Raw genomic sequence first — 16,431 nt, forward strand, 5'->3', positions numbered from 1 at the left:
TAATTCGATCTACGAAATTCACCATGAGCGTTTCCGGCAGATGATCGTGCCAAGTGCTGACCTGGATGAACTTTATACCGGCTGCCGCTGGGCAGAAGGCCCCGTCTGGTTCAACGACCAGGACTGTCTCCTGTGGAGCGATATTCCAAACCAGCGTATTCTGCGCTGGGTGCCGGAAGGAGGGGTCTCTGTTTTTCGTGATCCCTCGAATTTTGCCAATGGCAATACCCGTGATCGCGAAGGCCGTCTTATCACCTGCGAGCATGGCGGACGGCGCGTTACTCGCACCGAAGTCGATGGCAGCATAACCGTGCTTGCGGATAGTTATCGGGGCAAAAAGCTCAACGCACCCAATGATGTCATTGTGCGTTCCGATGGTTCGGTCTGGTTTACTGACCCGACTTACGGCATTCTAGCCGACTATGAGGGTTACAAGGCCGAACCGGAGCAGCCGACACGCAATGTCTATCGCCTCGATCCGGGCACGGGTGAACTGGTAGCAATCATTACTGATTTCCAGCAACCAAACGGTCTTGCTTTCTCACCTGATGAAACAAGGCTGTTTGTTGCCGACAGCGCCTATAGCCATGATGAAGCCGCGCCGCGCCATATTCGCGTCTTTAACGTGGTGGATGACGGGAGAAGCGTTAGCGGTGGAGATATATTCTGCACCATCGACAAAGGCTTGCCTGACGGTTTCCGCTTCGATACGGACGGTAATCTGTGGACCAGCGCGGCCGACGGAGTGCACTGCTTTTCACCGGAAGGCACATTACTCGGAAAGATCAGAACGCCGCAAACAGTCGCTAATTTGACCTTCGGAGGCGCACGCCGCAATCGCCTGTTCATTGCGGCGACCAAATCACTTTATGCGGTTTATCTCACGGTAACTGGCGCACAATATCCCTAGTGGTCTGATACCAACATTTGCATCCCTCGGTTCAAGCGTTGAGCAAATGTTGGCATCAACAAGACCGCTGGCATTTATATGTATCTGCTGGATTTTTCGAATTTGACGTTTGAAACACCATGTGTCAGCCGGGGCTCAAACGTCAAATTCAATCCACGAGTGTGATGAATTTCAACCCGAAACTGGTCCGTAACTCTGCACCAGAGAGCTTTGCGTCCCTTGGCGAATTTCCTGTGCCGCTCAAATCGCTGTGCGGTAAATATCATTGCGTGTTTGGGGGACGGGGGAAAGGCCGCGTTTGCGTTTTGATGCCAGCGTTTGATTGATCTGCACGGTGCCGCGTTCAAAAGCCAGCGCACAGCCGGAAAGATAAAGTATCCAGAGGCGCGCTTTCCTGTAGCCGACTTCTGCGACCGCCTGATCGAAATTCGCATTGAGTTGCTCCGCCCAGAGGCGGCAGGTCCGACCGTAATGTTCCCGCAGATTTTCCACATCATGGACCTCGAAACCGTGCCCTTCGAGATTCCCGATGGTCATGCCCAGGTGATCAAGTTCGCCGCCGGGGAAAATATATTTCACAAGTGCAAGATGCTCGGCGCTTTTTCGCCGGAATGCTTTTTTGTTTTTCTTCATCCGGCGCGTGATTGCATGATGCAGATAAAGCCCGCCCGGTCGCATCAGCCGCCTGACAGAATCGAAATATGTATCGTAATTGGCAATGCCTACATGCTCGAACATGCCGATGGAGGAAATCTTGTCGAATTCACCATCGAGTTCCGTATAGGATTTGACGTGGATCGTGATCCTGTCCTCCAGCCCCGCAGCCTTGATGCGCTGGCGGGCGAGTTCGGTCTGGGCTTCTGACAGCGAAACACCGGTGCCGGTGACCCCATATTTCTGGGCGGCATAGATGAGGAATGCGCCCCAGCCGCAGCCAATGTCGAGAAGCCGGTCGCCGGGCTGGAGACGCAGCTTGCGGCAGATCAGTTCGAGCTTGTCCTCCTGGGCCTGGTCGATGCTGTTGGACCAGTCCGTAAAGTAACCGCAGGTGTAAACCATGCGTTTGTCGAGAAAGAGCTGATAGAATTCATTCGATACATCGTAGTGATGCGTAATGGCTTCCTTGTTCGACCCGCTCACAAAGGGAGTTTTGCCAGCGGCATGAAAATCGGCCGACTGTTTGCCCGAAAGGAGGATTGAAGGAATATCTTTCAAAAGCTGCCATTTGGGCAAAGCCTTGATCCGCTCTTTAAGGTGCCCGTCGAACTTCTGGGCCACCAGATCGAATATGGTGCCATTCCTGATATCGATCCGCCCAGAGGTCCAGATGTCTATGAGCGAATCGTAATTGGGCTTCAACATCAACTGCCGAACCACAGACGGATCATTGATTAATAGAACGGGTCCGTCGAATGCCCCGATTTGCGTGCCATCCCACAGTTCTACGGTGAATTGTGGCCTGATGGTTTCGACCACCGTGCGCAGGATGCGTAACAATTTCGGGTTTTCTATCGCCATTCGATGCCTCCGCCTCAGAAACGGCTTCCATTCTGAGTATCGTTGTCGCCTGATGTCAGTTCCCGCGCCGGCGCGTTTTGTTCGCGGCCCGGGCGGCAGCATTCATGATAAAGGCTTATATGCAATGACGTCCATTTCTACTTTCGCGTCGACCATCAAGGGTGACTGGACTGTGGAGCGCGCTGGCGGATGATCGATGAAGTGTTTTTGAAACACTGCATTGAAGCTGGAAAAATCCCGCGCATCGTCAAGCCATGCATTGACCTTCACAACATCGGCGAGCGTGCAATCGGCCAGAGCCAGAACATCCTTGATGTTGGCAATAACCTGTTCAGTTTGGGCGATAATATTTCCGGCTATGACCTCGCCATCAACTGTCGGAACCTGACCGGAAACATAGACGAAATCGCCTGCGCGCACTGCCTTTGCAAACGGACGGCGCTGACCGCCTGCCTGACTGTCGGCGGTTTCGTAACGAACCAGTTTTTCATTGCTCATGGGTATCTCCTTAATTCAATCTGCGACGTCGATAGCATAGAATCTTCGTTCACGCTGCAGAAAGCCGTTCGTCTCTGTCTGAAAGGTCGTGGACGAGATGCCCCGGCGAAACTTCGATATAGTTGCGTTTTGGCGGTACATAATCGAGTGGACGCAGCGGGCTCTTTATTTCCTCGCTTAATCTGGGCCGTGCCAGATCGCGGGTCGATGGATCAGGAATAGGAACGGCAGAAATCAAACGTCGCGTATAAGGATGCTGTGGATTGTTGAAGACCGCCTCCCGTGGACCAATCTCAACAATTTCGCCCAGATACATGACCGCCACCCGGTGGCTTATCCGTTCCACCACTGCCATATCATGGCTGATGAAAAGATAGGCGAGATCTCGTTGCTCCTGCAAATCCAGCAAAAGATTGGCAACCTGCGCCTTGACGGAGACGTCGAGTGCTGAAACGGCTTCGTCCGCCACGATCAGTTTTGGATTGAGGGCCAGAGCGCGCGCAATGGAAATGCGCTGACGCTGTCCGCCCGAAAACTCATGCGGGAAGCGGTCTGCCATTGATGCCGAAAGACCGACCTGCTCAAGCAGCTCCGCCACACGGGCTTTTGCTTCCACCTTGCCCATCAATTTGTGGGAGAAGATAGGTTCGGCAATCGCCGCGCCAATTCTTATTCGCGGATTGAGAGAGGCGAAAGGGTCCTGAAAAATCATCTGCGCGTTGCGGCGCATCGTTCGCAACCCGGATGCGCCCAGTTTAGTTACATCCTGACCGTCGATAGTGATGCTGCCGGAAGTGGGCTGGAGCAGCCGCATGATCGCACGACCGGTTGTAGACTTCCCGCATCCGGATTCCCCGACCAGTGCAAGTGTTTCACCCGGTCGGAGATTGAAGGAAACATTTTCCACGGCGTGAATGCGGCCATGAGGCAGATCAAACCGAACAGCGAGATCGGAAGCCTGTAGTATGGGTGTGCGCTCCACGGGTACGGGCTTTGTTTCAGTGCCATCGGTAGCATGGCCTGTATCAGGGTCGACTTGCGGAAAACGCTTTGGCGCTCTCGCGTCGCCCATCGTCCCAAGTCGGGGAATGGAGGCGAGAAGCGATTTTGTATAGGCAGCTTTGGGCGCTGCAAAAATCTCTTCCGTACGCCCGGTTTCAATCATGTCACCGCGGAACATGACGACAGTGCGGTCAGCCACCTCCGCAACGACACCCATATCGTGGGTGATGAACAGGACCGCCATATTCTCTTCGCGCTGCAAATCCCGAATGAGATGCAGGATTTCGGCCTGAATGGTCACATCCAGCGCAGTCGTAGGCTCGTCGGCAATCAGGAGCTTGGGCCGGCAGGCCAATGCCATGGCGATCATTACCCGCTGGCGCATTCCGCCGGAAAATTTATGCGGATATTCTTTCAGCCGCGTTCTGGCGGCAGGAATGCGCACGCGCTCCATAAGGCGCAGGGCTTCGGATTCGGCCTGTTTCCAGCTTAATTTCTGATGAAGAACCAGAGCTTCCGCTAACTGATTGCCGACGGTGAAAACCGGATTAAGCGAAGTCATCGGCTCTTGAAAGATCATGCCTATGGAGCCGCCGCGCACGGAGCGCATTTCTTTTTCCGAAATCTGGAGAAGGTCGCGTCCACTCAGCAGAATGCGCCCTTCGGATTTGGACTTCTCCTTCGGTAGAAGGCGCATGGTGGAGAGGGCCGTTACGCTTTTACCCGATCCGCTTTCGCCGACAATAGCGACCGTCTCTCCTGCATCGACGTGGAAACCGATATTACGGATAACGGAGCGCCAGCCATCTCCCATCTTGAACGAGGTTGTAAGGTTTTCAACCGACAATACTGGCTGAGCGGCATTATTGGTGTCAGTCATGATCAGTTTTCTTTCGCAAGTCGCGGATCGACAAGATCGCGCAGGCCGTCGCCGACAAGTTGCAGCGAGAGAACGGAAAAGACGATTGCCAAGCCCGGAAATAGCATCAGCCATGGTGCATTGTTCATATATTCGCGGCCCGATGCGAGCATCGTACCCCAGGTCGGCATGTCGACAGAAACACCGACACCGAGGAATGACAGACTTGCCTCAGCCAGCATCGCGGACGCGAAAACGAATGTCGCCTGCACCAGAATGGGAGATGCCAGATTGAGAAGCACATGGCGCAGCAATATCTGCCATGTCGGTAAGCCAAGCCCGATTGCCGCTTCGATATATGGCATTTCGCGTATTACCAGTGTCGAACCGCGCACGATACGCGCCAGACGCGGCGCATAGGTTATCCCAAGCGCAATGATCACGGTCATGACCGACGGCCCAAGGGCAGCGACCAGTGCGATGGCCAGCAGAATATCGGGAAAGGACATCATCGCATCAAGCAGCCGTGAAATTGGTGCATCGAGTTTACGGAAATATCCAGCCATAACACCGAGAATGACACCAAGGACTGTCGAGATGGCAACGACACCGAGGCTGACCAGCAAGGATACGCGCCCTGCATAGATTGCCCGCGAAAAGATATCGCGTCCGAATTCATCGGTGCCGAAGAAGTGCGACCAGGAAGGTTCCTGTAGCTTGTTGGCGATGGAAAGCTTGTTGGGTGCATAGGGCGCGACCCACGGCGCAAGCAGCGCGGCCAACACCACCGTCAGCAGGATGAGCGCGCCAAGAAGAATTGCACGATTGCCAACCAGGCGGCGCATGCCGCTCGCAAATGGCATGGTCAGGGAAGCGAGTGTCACAGGCGTACCCTCGGATCTACAAGAATGTAAAGCATGTCGACCAGAAAATTGATCAGCACATAGATGGCGGCTACGACAAGCAAGGTACCCTGAATAACGGGGTAATCGCGGCGCAGCACGGCAGAGACTACCAGATTGCCGATGCCCGGTAGGCCAAAGACGGTCTCGGTTACCACCGCACCTGCAACAAGCATGGCGATAGAAAGACCGATAACGGTAATGATCGGTACGAGCGCATTCTTGAAAGCGTGCTTTAGAATGACACGACGCTCACTGGCTCCTTTGGCGCGCGCGGTCCGTACATAATCGTCGCCCAGAACATCCAGCATGGCAGCGCGCGTAAAACGTGTGATGAGGGCGGAGTTGACCACGCCCAGCGCGACGGCAGGCAATATGAGATGCTGAAGCCTGATTAGAAAGCCTGTATCAGGACCGCCATAACCGGAAGCAGGCAGCCAGCCATACTGGACGGCAAAAACCTGAATGAGGATCAGTCCAAGCCAGAAGCTGGGAACGCTTGCTGCAATCATTGTCAGAGTGACAACCGACTGATCAAAGAAAGTACCGCGTTTCACTGCCGACAGCACCCCTACCGGCAGAGCGATCAGTACTGCAATCAGGATGGAGAAAAGTGTCAGGAAAAACGTCGGTTCTGCACGGGAAGCCAGTGCCTGCGTTACAGGCTGGTTGAGAAATATGGACTGACCCAGATCACCCTGAAATATGCCCAGAACAAACTGACCATATTGCATAAGAAGCGGCGCGTCCAATCCCATTCGCGCGCGCAGATCCGCGATGTCCTGCGGGGTCGCATCCGACCCCAGCATCACCGCTGCCGGATCGCCCGGTGTGACCCGGACAATGACGAATACGACTGTTACGACCAGGGCAAGTACGACAACCATACCCATCAGACGGTGTAAGAGTGCCCGAGCGATCCTGAGCATAATCAGTGCCTCACTTTGCCGGGGTTACATTCCAGAAATGCGGCCAATAGGTTGGCGTATAGTCCGAAATGGTGTTCGCAAGTCCGGACAGCGAATTGAAGTTGCCAACCTTATAAAGCGGCGCGTCATCATAGATAGCGGTCTGGATACCGTCCCATGCTTTCTGCTTGGCTTCGTCAGTCGTCGCGTCCATATAGTCGGCAATAGCTTTGGCCTTCTGATCCGAGACATACCAGCCGGGATAGGAATCGGTGATGGTATTGATTGTCGTCGGATCGCCGGGGAAGTTGGAGTGGGTAATGAAAATATCCCATTGCTTTGAATCCGCGCGGCGTGTTGTGAGTGTGGCCCAATCCACCACCTGCAAATCCACCTTGAAGCCAGCAGCTTCCAGATAGGCTTTCGCCACTTCACCAATCTTGTAATGGAACTCATACTGGCGGCTGGTCAGCAAACGGATCGGGGTGCCGTCATAGCCGGCATCCTCAAGAAGCTTTGCCGCAGTTTCCGGATCGCCATCGCCGTAACGCACAACTCCTGCTTCCGTATGCCAGAAGGAGCCTTCCGGGAAGATCGATCCGTCGACACTATAGAAGCGATCATCCGAGAATGCCGCGAGCATCATGTCGGAGGCGTTGAGCGCGGCCTGAACTGCCTGACGCAACTCCTTTTTGACCAGAACGCCTTCCTTCATGTTCATATTCAGCGAGGCCCAGCCCGAATTCTCGAAGATGACGGGCTTTGCGTTGCCGCTTTCTTCGATGCGCTCATAGGCGCTCACAGGGAGCGAGTCCGCAAAATCGAACTGGCCGGAAATCAGGCCCTCCACACGGGTATTGGCATCCGGCACCGGAATGAAATGCAGTTCTTTTGCAATGGCTTCACGCTTGCCCGCATAATTGCTCGGTTCGCCTTCCGGCGATTTATAATCATCGAAACGCACAAGCTGGGTATACTGATCTGGCTTGCGCTCTTTAAGCGCATAAGGGCCCGTTCCGATAAACTGGGTTAGTGTATCGGCCACCGTTTCCGATGGAATGATGACCGAGGCTTGCGAAAGCGTAGCGAGAAGCGGCGCATAACGCGATTTGAGCTTGATGACCACCGCATGGTCGCCATCCTCGCTCAGGCTGTCGACGATCCCGGCGACCTGCTTGCCTTTGGAGTTGATCTCCATCCAGCGCTTGAGTGAGGCAACCACATCCTTTGCATCAAAATCGCTGCCATCGTGGAATTTTATTCCTTCGCGAAGGGGAATCCGGTATTCTAGACCGTCTTCGGATATTTTTGGCATGTCGGCCGCAAGTAGCGGCACTGACTTCCATTGCTGATCATAGGTGTAAAGCGTCTCGAAAATATGCTGATCAATGGTCAGGACAATATCGGTCGGCGTTTGCATCACGTCGAGCGAGGGCGGCTCGCCAATAGTTGCAATGGTCAGGACGCCATCGGGAGCCTGAGCCATCGCCAATGCGCTCGAATAAAGCAGTGCTGCTCCCGTCGCTGCAAGTAAGAACCTTTTTTTCATTTCAAATCCCCTTTTTGAGCAGACCCTCCAATGGTCTGCGTTGTTAGTCCAGTCCCAGTGGGTCGGCAACGCGCGGCCAAAGCTCAAGACTAGCCTTTCGATAAGGTGTGACCGCTGGATTTGTCGGATAAGATGTTGGTGCGGCTATATAAACGATCTCCGATGCGATCGGTTGAAAACCCGCCTGGAAATGATTGGTTGATTTGACAAGCAGGACATCTTTGCTCGTAAAATCAATGCCGAGATTGGAAAAAATATCCGGCTCGTAGGTCTGCGACCGGCTCGTGATAAGGATGATGTCGATCTGCGTGCCAATCGGGCGTATGACCGCTACGCGGCCAAGGTTGACGCGGCTGTTGCGAAAACTTTGCCAGCCTGCATCCATCACCTTGTGGATGGTTATCCGCATATCGAGCGGCTCGCCGCCCTGCCATGAAGATTTTCCGCCGATGCGGATTTCCAGTTCCGCGCCTTCACCAGCAGCGTGACAGAAGGAAACGGCGACCGGATCCCAGATGGTGGCGACGGCAAAGTTATCCATTTCGCGCTCCAGCATACGGCGCAAAATATAGGTGGCGTCACCGGCGACGCCGCCGCCTGGATTGTCCCATATATCGGAAATGACCACCGGGCGCGACGGGTTGCTCTCTCGCACGGCGAGAACATGGTCCAGCCCCGTTTCCGTATCGAACATCGGCATGGCCGTCAGTTTGCGCATACGATAAAGTTCATGGCCCAGTTCTTGTGCGAGCCGATCCCCTTTGGCCTTGTCGTTATCGCTCACGACAACGATCCGGGAGCCCATTTCCGGTGCATCTCCGGCCATGAAACCATGGATTACAGAGATCGATAAAATGCCGTTCTTGCCCTGCATGGCCGCAAGGCGGTCGACAAAAGAACGCATTGGTTCGCGGTTGGTCGGATAAATCGTGATCATGCGACAATCGAAGGTCGATATTACCGGCTTGATTTCCCCGCGCAGCGTCCTCAAGGCCAGTTCGACCACATGCTCGCCACGTTCCTCGAAGTCCGTATGCGGAAATTCGAGGAACGAAGCCATGATATCCAGATTAGCTAGCCGCTTTGCCGTCAGATGGCTATGCGGGTCGAATTCGGCAGCGATGAGGACGTCCGGCCCGACAATTTCACGAACCCGGCTAAGCAGATCCCCTTCGGGATCATCGTAACCCTGCGCAACCATCGCACCATGGAGGCCGAGCACAACACCATCGACCGGCAGGGCTGCTCTGAGATCGTCAAGGATCGTATCGCGCAATGTCTCGTATGCCTGGCGCTGAATGAGACCCGCAGGCTCGGCCCAGCAGGAAATGCCTTCGATGACCGTGAAGCCTTCAGTTTTACCGCGCCGGCGCAGGATCGGCACAACGGAAGAGCATAGTGTCGGCGTATCCGGATGCTGTCCCGGTCCGGCATAAAAAGCAGCCTTGAACGAATCCATATCCGTGGGAACAGGGGAGAAAGTGTTGGTTTCGGTCGCCAGGGAAGCCGTGAAAATGCGCATGGTTCAAATCCGGAAGTCCGCGAAAGTGGGCGAAAATTGCTGCGCAATTTCCAGGGGTCTATGCCGCATTGTCGGTAGATGGCCGGCATATTCCGATCATCTGATGCGGCGGATCATAAAAGAAGCAAGGAGCAGTCTGTTTCTATGTTCGCCCTGTCATTATTCATTGTAATTTATTTTCCGAATAATGCGATCTAAAGCGGCTTTGTCAACTATTATCAGGGAAATTTGCGAAACAAGTGTATTTTTATGAAAATTTATGAAATTGATTTTCATAAACTGCCTGAAGACTCTGTCTGAGCAGGCGCAAAATCATGAGCCTACGCAAAGGCTTCCCGGTGGCGGTGTGGGATGCTTGCCGAAGGCGGCATCCGTGCAAATGAAAAAAGAGCCCGAATATCGGGCTCTTTTTTTCACGGTTTTTACAAACCATTTCGACACGCGGGAGGGAAAATCCCGCGCACGTTCACCATACTGTTCCGCGTGCGGCGACTTTTTCTACGCGCGTCACCCTGCCGTTGCGATGGAAAACCATATGATCGAACAGATTGCTCACAACACAGGTATGGTTCGGAATGACCCGGACCACCGTGCCCACGGGCGCAAACTCCGCTTCGCATTGCGAAAGGTCGACCACCGCATGCTCTTCCGACAGCGAAACGATGCGCGCGCCTTCATACCCTTCAATAAGACCGTGATCCTCAAAACCCAGCAAATCGGAGGTGAGCGCTTTTGAACCGCAGTCCAGTACTGCCCGGTTTGGGGCCGGTTTGGACACTACCGTTGCGAGGATATGCATGGCGACGTCATTAATGGTGCAATGCCCGGCACGCACCATGCTGCGATCATTATAGACATAAGTACCCGCCCGGTGTTCCGTTGCGGAAGGCACCAGATGCGCTCGATAGAGATCCGGCGAGCCGCCATTGGATCGAATTGGACATTTAATCTCTTTCGCGGCCAGCTTGCTCATCGTATCAGTGATGAAGTTCTCGACCTGGGTAGCACCTCCAGCAGCGGGATAAGTCAATATCCCGGCAAAACGCAGCCCTGGCTGCGATGTAATCTGTTCAGCCAGTTTTACAGTCGCATCCGGTGTCTGAACGCCGCAGCGCTTGCCGCCGGTGTCGCACTCGACGAGAATCGACAATGGCCGCGTCTCGTCGAAGGTCTGACCAAGACCTTCTATCACCGTTTCATTATCGACAGTGACTTTCAGCCCGCCAATTCTGTCGTTCAGCGCTTTCAGTCGTGCCAGCTTGACGGAGCCGAGGATATTATAGGTAATCAGAATATCCTCGAAACCGGCGTCTGCGAAAACCTCGGCTTCTGTGACTTTCTGACAGTTGATGCCCGTGGCACCTGCCTTTATCTGCTGATGTGCGATAGGCGGAATTTTATGTGTCTTGATGTGAGGGCGAAAGGCTTTGCCATGCTCATCGAAATAGGCTTGTGCGCGAGCAATATTTGAAGCGAGCCGGTTTTCGTCTATTACCGGCATTGGCGTGGGAATATCTTCAACCGGTGTGCCGACTTCTGGCCAGGGAAACTGCATTTGGACGCCTTTCTGCATAAAAACCCAACAGCCGATCAATGTGTTTATTAATTCCTTGATCAGCGTTTTTTTAAAGCTACTATTCGTTCAAATGCATGAAATCTTTAGAGAAGTGAAACTTTTTTTCACGCGCGGAGGGTTGTCATGCTTTGTTCTGTTCAAAACCGGAGCCCAGATGGACGTTATACACGCCTTATCAGACAAGGAAGTCAAACTTTCTGGACTGGAGAAAAAACTTGCCGCCTTCGTGCTCGAAAATGTCGATTTTGTCGTCAATTCCTCGATTGGCGAACTGGCTGAGCAAGCGGGCGTTTCGCCTCCGACGGTTACGCGTTTTTGCAGACGCCTGGGTTGCCAAGGCTATTCTGACTTTAAAGTACAACTCGCAAAAATCACTTATGTGGGCTTGCGGTATCTTATGCCGGAAACCCAGACCAATACTGTCGAGGAAGTCGCAGAAGACATAATTACCAAAGCTCAGAATGCGCTTTTCCAACTGCATCGTCAGCTTGACCTGAAAGCATTAGAGCAGGCTGCACAACTACTGCGGGGCGCGGAATTCATTCAGGCGTTCGGCGCGACGGGCAATTCCGCCATGGTCGCGAATGAGTTGCATAACCGGCTGTTTCGTCTGGGTTGCCGCATCAATGCATCGACCGATCATAGCATGAATCATATGCTCTCGGCGGCGGCCCAGCCTGGCACTGTCGTGATAGGCTCATCGATTACCGGGCGTGACCGCGATCTGGTCCACTGCATGAATCTTCTGCGTGCACGCGCAATCCCCACCATTGCAATTACCCAGAGCAATTCACCGGTAGCACAGGCTTCCGATATCGTGATTGCAATCGATCTGGAGGAAGGGAAGAACATCTTCCGCCCTACCTCCACGCGTTTCGCCTATCTGGCGACTATCGATATTCTGGCAAACATGGTCGCCTATGCGGATCGTAATCGCGCGGTTCATATTCTAAGGCAAATAAAGCAAGAACTTGTGCGCTCCCGCGATGGCGATAACCGACAGGTACTTGGTGATTAATGGATGGATACACCGCACACGGCAGTAAACTGCGTGCTCAAGCTTAATATGGCATCATGTTTCACACTGCGTCCGAAAAATAGCTGTCCATACGACCTAAAGCCTTTTGTTCAAATTTAAACAATAATATGAGCATATAATCAATATTAGGCCAGTAATAGTAAAAACAGAAGAAACATCGAAATAAAGCAGAGTAATGGAGAATAATGCCGACGGTGCGACCTGCGCCAAGTCGCGATACGTATTATATATTGGCACCAATCGTATTCTTTGGTGGGGGCGGACAGCCCGTAAGAAGGCTGCATTGCCGCCGCTGTCGACTGCACTGATTGCCAAGGATGCTCCGATAAGTAGCCCTACCGATAAAAGGGCATGTTCCTCATCCAGAAAGCTGGATAAGGCCGCCAAAATTCCACATATCATATATCCATAGAAAAAAGTAAGCCGGAGTCCATATCTTCGCGAGAATATTTGCCAAAACGGCGCTAATATTAATGTCGCTGAGCCGAGTGCAATAATAACTCCTCCTGCTGAATAACCATATCCGGCTTTTACCGCAAAGATCGGTGTATATACGACATAAACTTGCCACCACCAGGAGCGAACCACGGCTAGAAGCCAAGCCAGCCTCAGCCGAGGTTGCGATGCAAATAAAAATACATCCTTGTAGCTTGGTAAAGCCAGCTTGATCGAAGGTGTGATCTTCCTGGCCGAGGGTATCAACAAGGCCATGGCGATGGGAACGGAAATGGCACAGATTCCACTGAGTGCAATTGGTATCCAGGTGCCATCCACATATATGGCCCAGCCTCCTATCAAAGGCCCCAGCAAATACGTGAAACCGGCGAATAGTATACGCCGTGACTCGAAGAATGATAAATCTCGCCTTTGTATGATCTGAGTTGTGTAAATATTGATAGCACTTTCAAAAAGCGTAAACATCAAGAATTGGAAAAGAAGTCCTGGAAATAATAAGTAAGGTTCGTGTGTAATAAAAGTTGCAGATGACAATACACCAAATGCAGCGGCCAGGATTATTGAATGCCACAACCCAAGCTTGGAAATAATTTTTGGTAAGAAAATACTAAAAACAAGGCAAATTATGCTTGATGCAAGGTATAAGGTGCTCACATGGCTGGCTTGCCCGAAAAACTTGAGAGCGAGTATAGGGATCACTGCTACAACCGAAGTTCGTGCCAGCACCATAATGGCGTAAACGACGGACAGGCTCCATTGCGATGATCTGGCTTCATATTCTGTATTCATTGAGTCAGGAAGTTTCTACCATGCGGTTACTGGGATTTATTCCATAAAGCAGAAAATAATAATCCTGTACTTATAGTTCAATTCTGTACGCTGAGATATGGTTTAATAAGAATAAGTTTTGTTATCAGTGCGCATTACTTGGATATTGATCTGAGGCGATTCCAATTTTAATTGAACCATTGGAATCGCCCCATCCATTTTTACGCATTTCCGGGCGTGACGGTGCGGGAATAGAAATCAATCCAGTGGTTGTTTCCGCCCCGTATGAGTATGTCTAAACGCGACACACGCTTTAGGTGTTTTCTCTCATCAGACGATCCCGCAGTCTGATCATATCTGCGCATACCGTTTCCAGATCCTTGACATCAAATCCGCCTGAATACTGAAATTTTTCATCTTCGAGCAGATCTTTGAGCCTGCCTTTGTATTGCACCGCTTGATCCTCAACAACAAGACCACCGGTTTGTTCAAAGCGCGAGTTCCAGGCGATAGCTTCTTCTTTACTGATTGAGTTTGGCAAATCCAGCACAAGCCGATTGTTTTCGAGGCGTACCGGATAACCGCCGGGCAAACCATCTGGCCCGGGTGCGTGTCCGCTCCAGCTCGTTCCCGCCGCTAAAGCGAGTATGAGGGTCACGCCCGATGCCCCGGAGATTTCAATTGCTGGTTCTGGCGTCAGCTGGCATTGCTCGAAGGTTGTGAAAACATTGTCCAGTTGCTGGTCGCCAACATAAACCAGAGGCGCAATGGCACCTGAGCGTTCTTCTGGGGGTTTGCGCCAAGCGGACAAGCATTGATAGTGTGCAATCACGCGCAAGGGCTCTGATTTTCCACCTTTGTATGCGCCGGCAAATACGTTGGAAAGAATTGCAACATTACCGGTGCCGCAAAGCACATCATGCCCCATTGCCTTGATGATGCCGTTGACCACGTCAGGAAATGGGCAATTGATCAGTAAAGGCCGGTTTTTACGACGGGAAATAGCCGCAGCCATGCGTGTGGAAATCAGGGACTGAAAAACTGCGGTAGCACTTAGGCCACCGTCTGCAACCAGCTGGGTCCAGCGATTGCCTTTGTCTGAAATAACGGTTGAGGTCTGAATGGATGCTGCCTGCACTACGATGCGGGGATCGCACGCTTCCAACAGCTTATCGCTGGCCCCATCAGCAACCATGTCTACTTCGATAGTAGAGAAACGGGCAGGGGTGGCAAACATGGCTGCGCGCGCGTTGCCAGCAGTTTTCAGCCAGTTCAGCCGCATTTTATTTCTGCCCGCAATGACAATATTGACCGGGCTTTTCGCAGTCGAAGCAATGTCCAGGGCTATCCGCCCTGCAAACATCCCCGTACCTGTAATCAGAATATCACAGCTCATGACGCTTTACCTTTCACCAATTGGGGTGCCTCCCACCGCGTTTCAGGGTTGATTTCTAGCAGATGCTTTTGAATTCTCTGACTTGGCGTCCTTGGAAACCGATCTACGACCGAGATATATCTTGGCCGCTGATAAGGCGCTAAATGGTCCGAGAGCCAGCTCCATATTTCGTGCGGATCAGGCGTTGTGCCAGAACGGGGCTCTACAAAAAGATGGATATCATATTCGCCAATTTCAGCTTTCACGCCGACCAGAGCTGCTTCTTCGATGTCGGGGTGGCGGTTGGCCACGCTTTCCACTTCGTAAGCTGAGACGTTTTCGCCTTTACAACGAATGGAGTCGCCAATGCGGCCATGAAAAAAGAGGTGGCCTTCCTTATCCCAGGAACCGAGATCGCCGGTGTAAAAGCCATCCGGGCGAACAGCTTTTGCTGTCGCCTGCTCGTTCCGGTAATATCCGGCTGTGATTGCGCCGGGCAGTGTTGTGCTAACAACGATTTCGCCCTTCCCTCCGTCTGGTCCGAGGACCCTACCGCTTTCATCCACGAGCCGGACATTGAAATAGGGCAATGGGCGTCCGACGGAACCAACGATATTTTCATCGTTGTAGGTTGTCAGTGAGGAACATTCGGTCATGCCATAGCATTCGCGAATTTGGACCCCGAAGCGCTCTTCGAAAGCGCGCCAGACTGAAGGCGCGCAACCGCCTCCCCATGCGACTCTTACTTTATGGTTTCTGTCGTAGGGACTCTCAGGTTGCTTGAGCAAAATTTGAACTATGCCGCCGAGATGGTGGATATGAGTGCAGCCCGTTTCACTTACTTTTTTCCAGAACTGCGAAGCGCTGAACCGCTCGGCCACTGTCAGGGTAATATCTTTGAATAGAGGCAGCAGGATCACCTGCGCACCACCAATGTGATAGAATGGCTCCCACATGAAAAATCTGTCGCCCGGCTTAATATCTGTGCAAAGCGCTACAGACTGGCATGCGAGTTCCAGCATCATATGAGTAACCATCACACCTTTTGCCGGCCCTGTAGTGCCAGAGGTGAACATGATGGCCGCGAGATCTTCAGGTCGAGGTAGATCGGTCGCAGGTGCTTCGCCCTTATATTCCGGAAAGGCGGTTTCCGTTACGATATGTATCGCCGTGCCGGTTGTTTTAGCACTTTCCTGAACGTTACCAACGACATCTTCCTCACAGAATGCAAGTTTGGGTTCCGTCGTGCGGAACACGTTGTCCAACGCACTGCCAACTAGCGCGGGGTTGACTGGAACCCACACCAGCCCGCGGCGCAACAAAGCAAAGACAAGAGCCAGAGAATAAGGGCTGTTGGGCATCATTACGACGATGCGATCGCCTGGTTGGGTGCCAGCTTCTGCGAGGAGGCATCCGAGAGCCTCAGATGCCTTGTAAAGGTCCCCGAAACTGCACAACTGGCCATTCAATGTCGCGTAAGTAGTTTGCGCATTGTTTTGCGCGCGGTTCAAAAAAGACCGCACCAGTCCATGGATATGCATTTTGCATC

Annotated in this window: 13 protein-coding genes; 2 read left to right on the forward strand and 11 right to left on the reverse strand. The window is 52.7% G+C overall.

All coding sequences use genetic code 11. The features are described 5' to 3' along the window. Positions 1-40: 40 nt before the first annotated feature. Positions 41-910: an SMP-30/gluconolactonase/LRE family protein gene (locus KUG47_RS09025; protein ID WP_217677801.1), complete on the forward strand. Its 870-nt coding sequence runs from the start codon at positions 41-43 to the stop codon at positions 908-910. A 240-nt stretch (positions 911-1,150) separates the two neighbouring features. On the opposite strand, the gene KUG47_RS09030 is transcribed toward KUG47_RS09025, so the two are convergent. The 8 genes from KUG47_RS09030 to KUG47_RS09065 all read right to left on the reverse strand — a co-directional run bounded on the left by KUG47_RS09030 (position 1,151) and on the right by KUG47_RS09065 (position 11,223). Beyond that, a complete protein-coding gene (locus KUG47_RS09030) occupies positions 1,151-2,428 on the reverse strand; it encodes an SAM-dependent methyltransferase (protein ID WP_217677631.1) in 1,278 nt (425 codons plus the stop codon). A gap of 102 nt (positions 2,429-2,530) precedes the next feature. Next, positions 2,531-2,926, reverse strand: coding sequence for a RidA family protein (locus KUG47_RS09035; protein ID WP_217677632.1), 396 nt, complete (start codon positions 2,924-2,926; stop codon positions 2,531-2,533). A gap of 49 nt (positions 2,927-2,975) precedes the next feature. After that, entirely contained in the window at positions 2,976-4,808 is a 1,833-nt protein-coding gene (locus KUG47_RS09040) for an ABC transporter ATP-binding protein (protein ID WP_217677633.1), read from the reverse strand. Between the two features lie 2 nt (positions 4,809-4,810). Next, positions 4,811-5,632, reverse strand: a complete 822-nt coding sequence (locus KUG47_RS09045) for an ABC transporter permease (RefSeq protein ID WP_422718075.1) — start codon at positions 5,630-5,632, stop codon at positions 4,811-4,813. A gap of 35 nt (positions 5,633-5,667) precedes the next feature. Further along, positions 5,668-6,618, reverse strand: coding sequence for an ABC transporter permease (locus KUG47_RS09050; protein WP_254799454.1), 951 nt, complete (start codon positions 6,616-6,618; stop codon positions 5,668-5,670). Positions 6,619-6,628: 10 nt separating this feature from the next. Beyond that, positions 6,629-8,146 carry an ABC transporter substrate-binding protein gene (locus tag KUG47_RS09055; protein ID WP_217677634.1) on the reverse strand — a complete coding sequence of 506 codons (1,518 nt, stop codon included), beginning with the start codon at positions 8,144-8,146 and terminating at the stop codon, positions 6,629-6,631. Between the two features lie 43 nt (positions 8,147-8,189). After that, positions 8,190-9,668: a M81 family metallopeptidase gene (locus tag KUG47_RS09060; protein WP_217677635.1), complete on the reverse strand. Its 1,479-nt coding sequence runs from the start codon at positions 9,666-9,668 to the stop codon at positions 8,190-8,192. A 466-nt stretch (positions 9,669-10,134) separates the two neighbouring features. Beyond that, on the reverse strand, positions 10,135-11,223 hold the full coding sequence (locus KUG47_RS09065) for a D-TA family PLP-dependent enzyme (RefSeq protein WP_217677636.1): 1,089 nt from the start codon (positions 11,221-11,223) through the stop codon (positions 10,135-10,137). Positions 11,224-11,398: 175 nt separating this feature from the next. Between KUG47_RS09065 and KUG47_RS09070 the strand changes: the two genes are divergently transcribed. Then, complete coding sequence (locus KUG47_RS09070) at positions 11,399-12,262, forward strand: MurR/RpiR family transcriptional regulator (protein ID WP_217677804.1); 864 nt, start codon at positions 11,399-11,401, stop codon at positions 12,260-12,262. 96 nt (positions 12,263-12,358) lie between these two features. Here KUG47_RS09070 and KUG47_RS09075 read toward each other — a convergent pair whose 3' ends face one another. The 3 genes from KUG47_RS09075 to KUG47_RS09085 form a co-directional block, all read right to left on the reverse strand. After that, positions 12,359-13,528 carry an MFS transporter gene (locus KUG47_RS09075; protein WP_217677637.1) on the reverse strand — a complete coding sequence of 390 codons (1,170 nt, stop codon included), beginning with the start codon at positions 13,526-13,528 and terminating at the stop codon, positions 12,359-12,361. 292 nt (positions 13,529-13,820) lie between these two features. Further along, positions 13,821-14,903: a hypothetical protein gene (locus KUG47_RS09080; RefSeq protein ID WP_217677638.1), complete on the reverse strand. Its 1,083-nt coding sequence runs from the start codon at positions 14,901-14,903 to the stop codon at positions 13,821-13,823. Then, positions 14,900-16,423 (reverse strand): class I adenylate-forming enzyme family protein, encoded by a 1,524-nt coding sequence (locus KUG47_RS09085; RefSeq protein WP_217677639.1) that lies wholly within the window; start codon positions 16,421-16,423, stop codon positions 14,900-14,902. Before KUG47_RS09085 ends, KUG47_RS09080 begins: the two co-directional genes overlap by 4 nt. Positions 16,424-16,431 lie beyond the last annotated feature (8 nt).

This window comes from Falsochrobactrum tianjinense (assembly GCF_019100495.1).
Lineage (GTDB): Bacteria > Pseudomonadota > Alphaproteobacteria > Rhizobiales > Rhizobiaceae > Brucella > Brucella tianjinense.

Excerpts from the sequence above, each read along its gene's own strand:
- KUG47_RS09040 (WP_217677633.1), bottom strand. The coding sequence starts at position 4,808 with ATGACTGACACCAATAATGCCGCTCAGCCAGTATTGTCGGTTGAAAAC.
- KUG47_RS09085 (WP_217677639.1), bottom strand. The coding sequence starts at position 16,423 with ATGCATATCCATGGACTGGTGCGGTCTTTTTTGAACCGCGCGCAAAAC.
- KUG47_RS09055 (WP_217677634.1), bottom strand. The coding sequence starts at position 8,146 with ATGAAAAAAAGGTTCTTACTTGCAGCGACGGGAGCAGCACTGCTTTAT.
- KUG47_RS09075 (WP_217677637.1), bottom strand. The coding sequence starts at position 13,528 with ATGAATACAGAATATGAAGCCAGATCATCGCAATGGAGCCTGTCCGTC.
- KUG47_RS09030 (WP_217677631.1), bottom strand. The coding sequence starts at position 2,428 with ATGGCGATAGAAAACCCGAAATTGTTACGCATCCTGCGCACGGTGGTC.
- KUG47_RS09060 (WP_217677635.1), bottom strand. The coding sequence starts at position 9,668 with ATGCGCATTTTCACGGCTTCCCTGGCGACCGAAACCAACACTTTCTCC.
- KUG47_RS09050 (WP_254799454.1), bottom strand. The coding sequence starts at position 6,618 with ATGCTCAGGATCGCTCGGGCACTCTTACACCGTCTGATGGGTATGGTT.
- KUG47_RS09035 (WP_217677632.1), bottom strand. The coding sequence starts at position 2,926 with ATGAGCAATGAAAAACTGGTTCGTTACGAAACCGCCGACAGTCAGGCA.
- KUG47_RS09080 (WP_217677638.1), bottom strand. The coding sequence starts at position 14,903 with ATGAGCTGTGATATTCTGATTACAGGTACGGGGATGTTTGCAGGGCGG.
- KUG47_RS09065 (WP_217677636.1), bottom strand. The coding sequence starts at position 11,223 with ATGCAGTTTCCCTGGCCAGAAGTCGGCACACCGGTTGAAGATATTCCC.
- KUG47_RS09025 (WP_217677801.1), top strand. The coding sequence starts at position 41 with ATGATCGTGCCAAGTGCTGACCTGGATGAACTTTATACCGGCTGCCGC.
- KUG47_RS09045 (WP_422718075.1), bottom strand. The coding sequence starts at position 5,632 with ATGCGCCGCCTGGTTGGCAATCGTGCAATTCTTCTTGGCGCGCTCATC.
- KUG47_RS09070 (WP_217677804.1), top strand. The coding sequence starts at position 11,399 with ATGGACGTTATACACGCCTTATCAGACAAGGAAGTCAAACTTTCTGGA.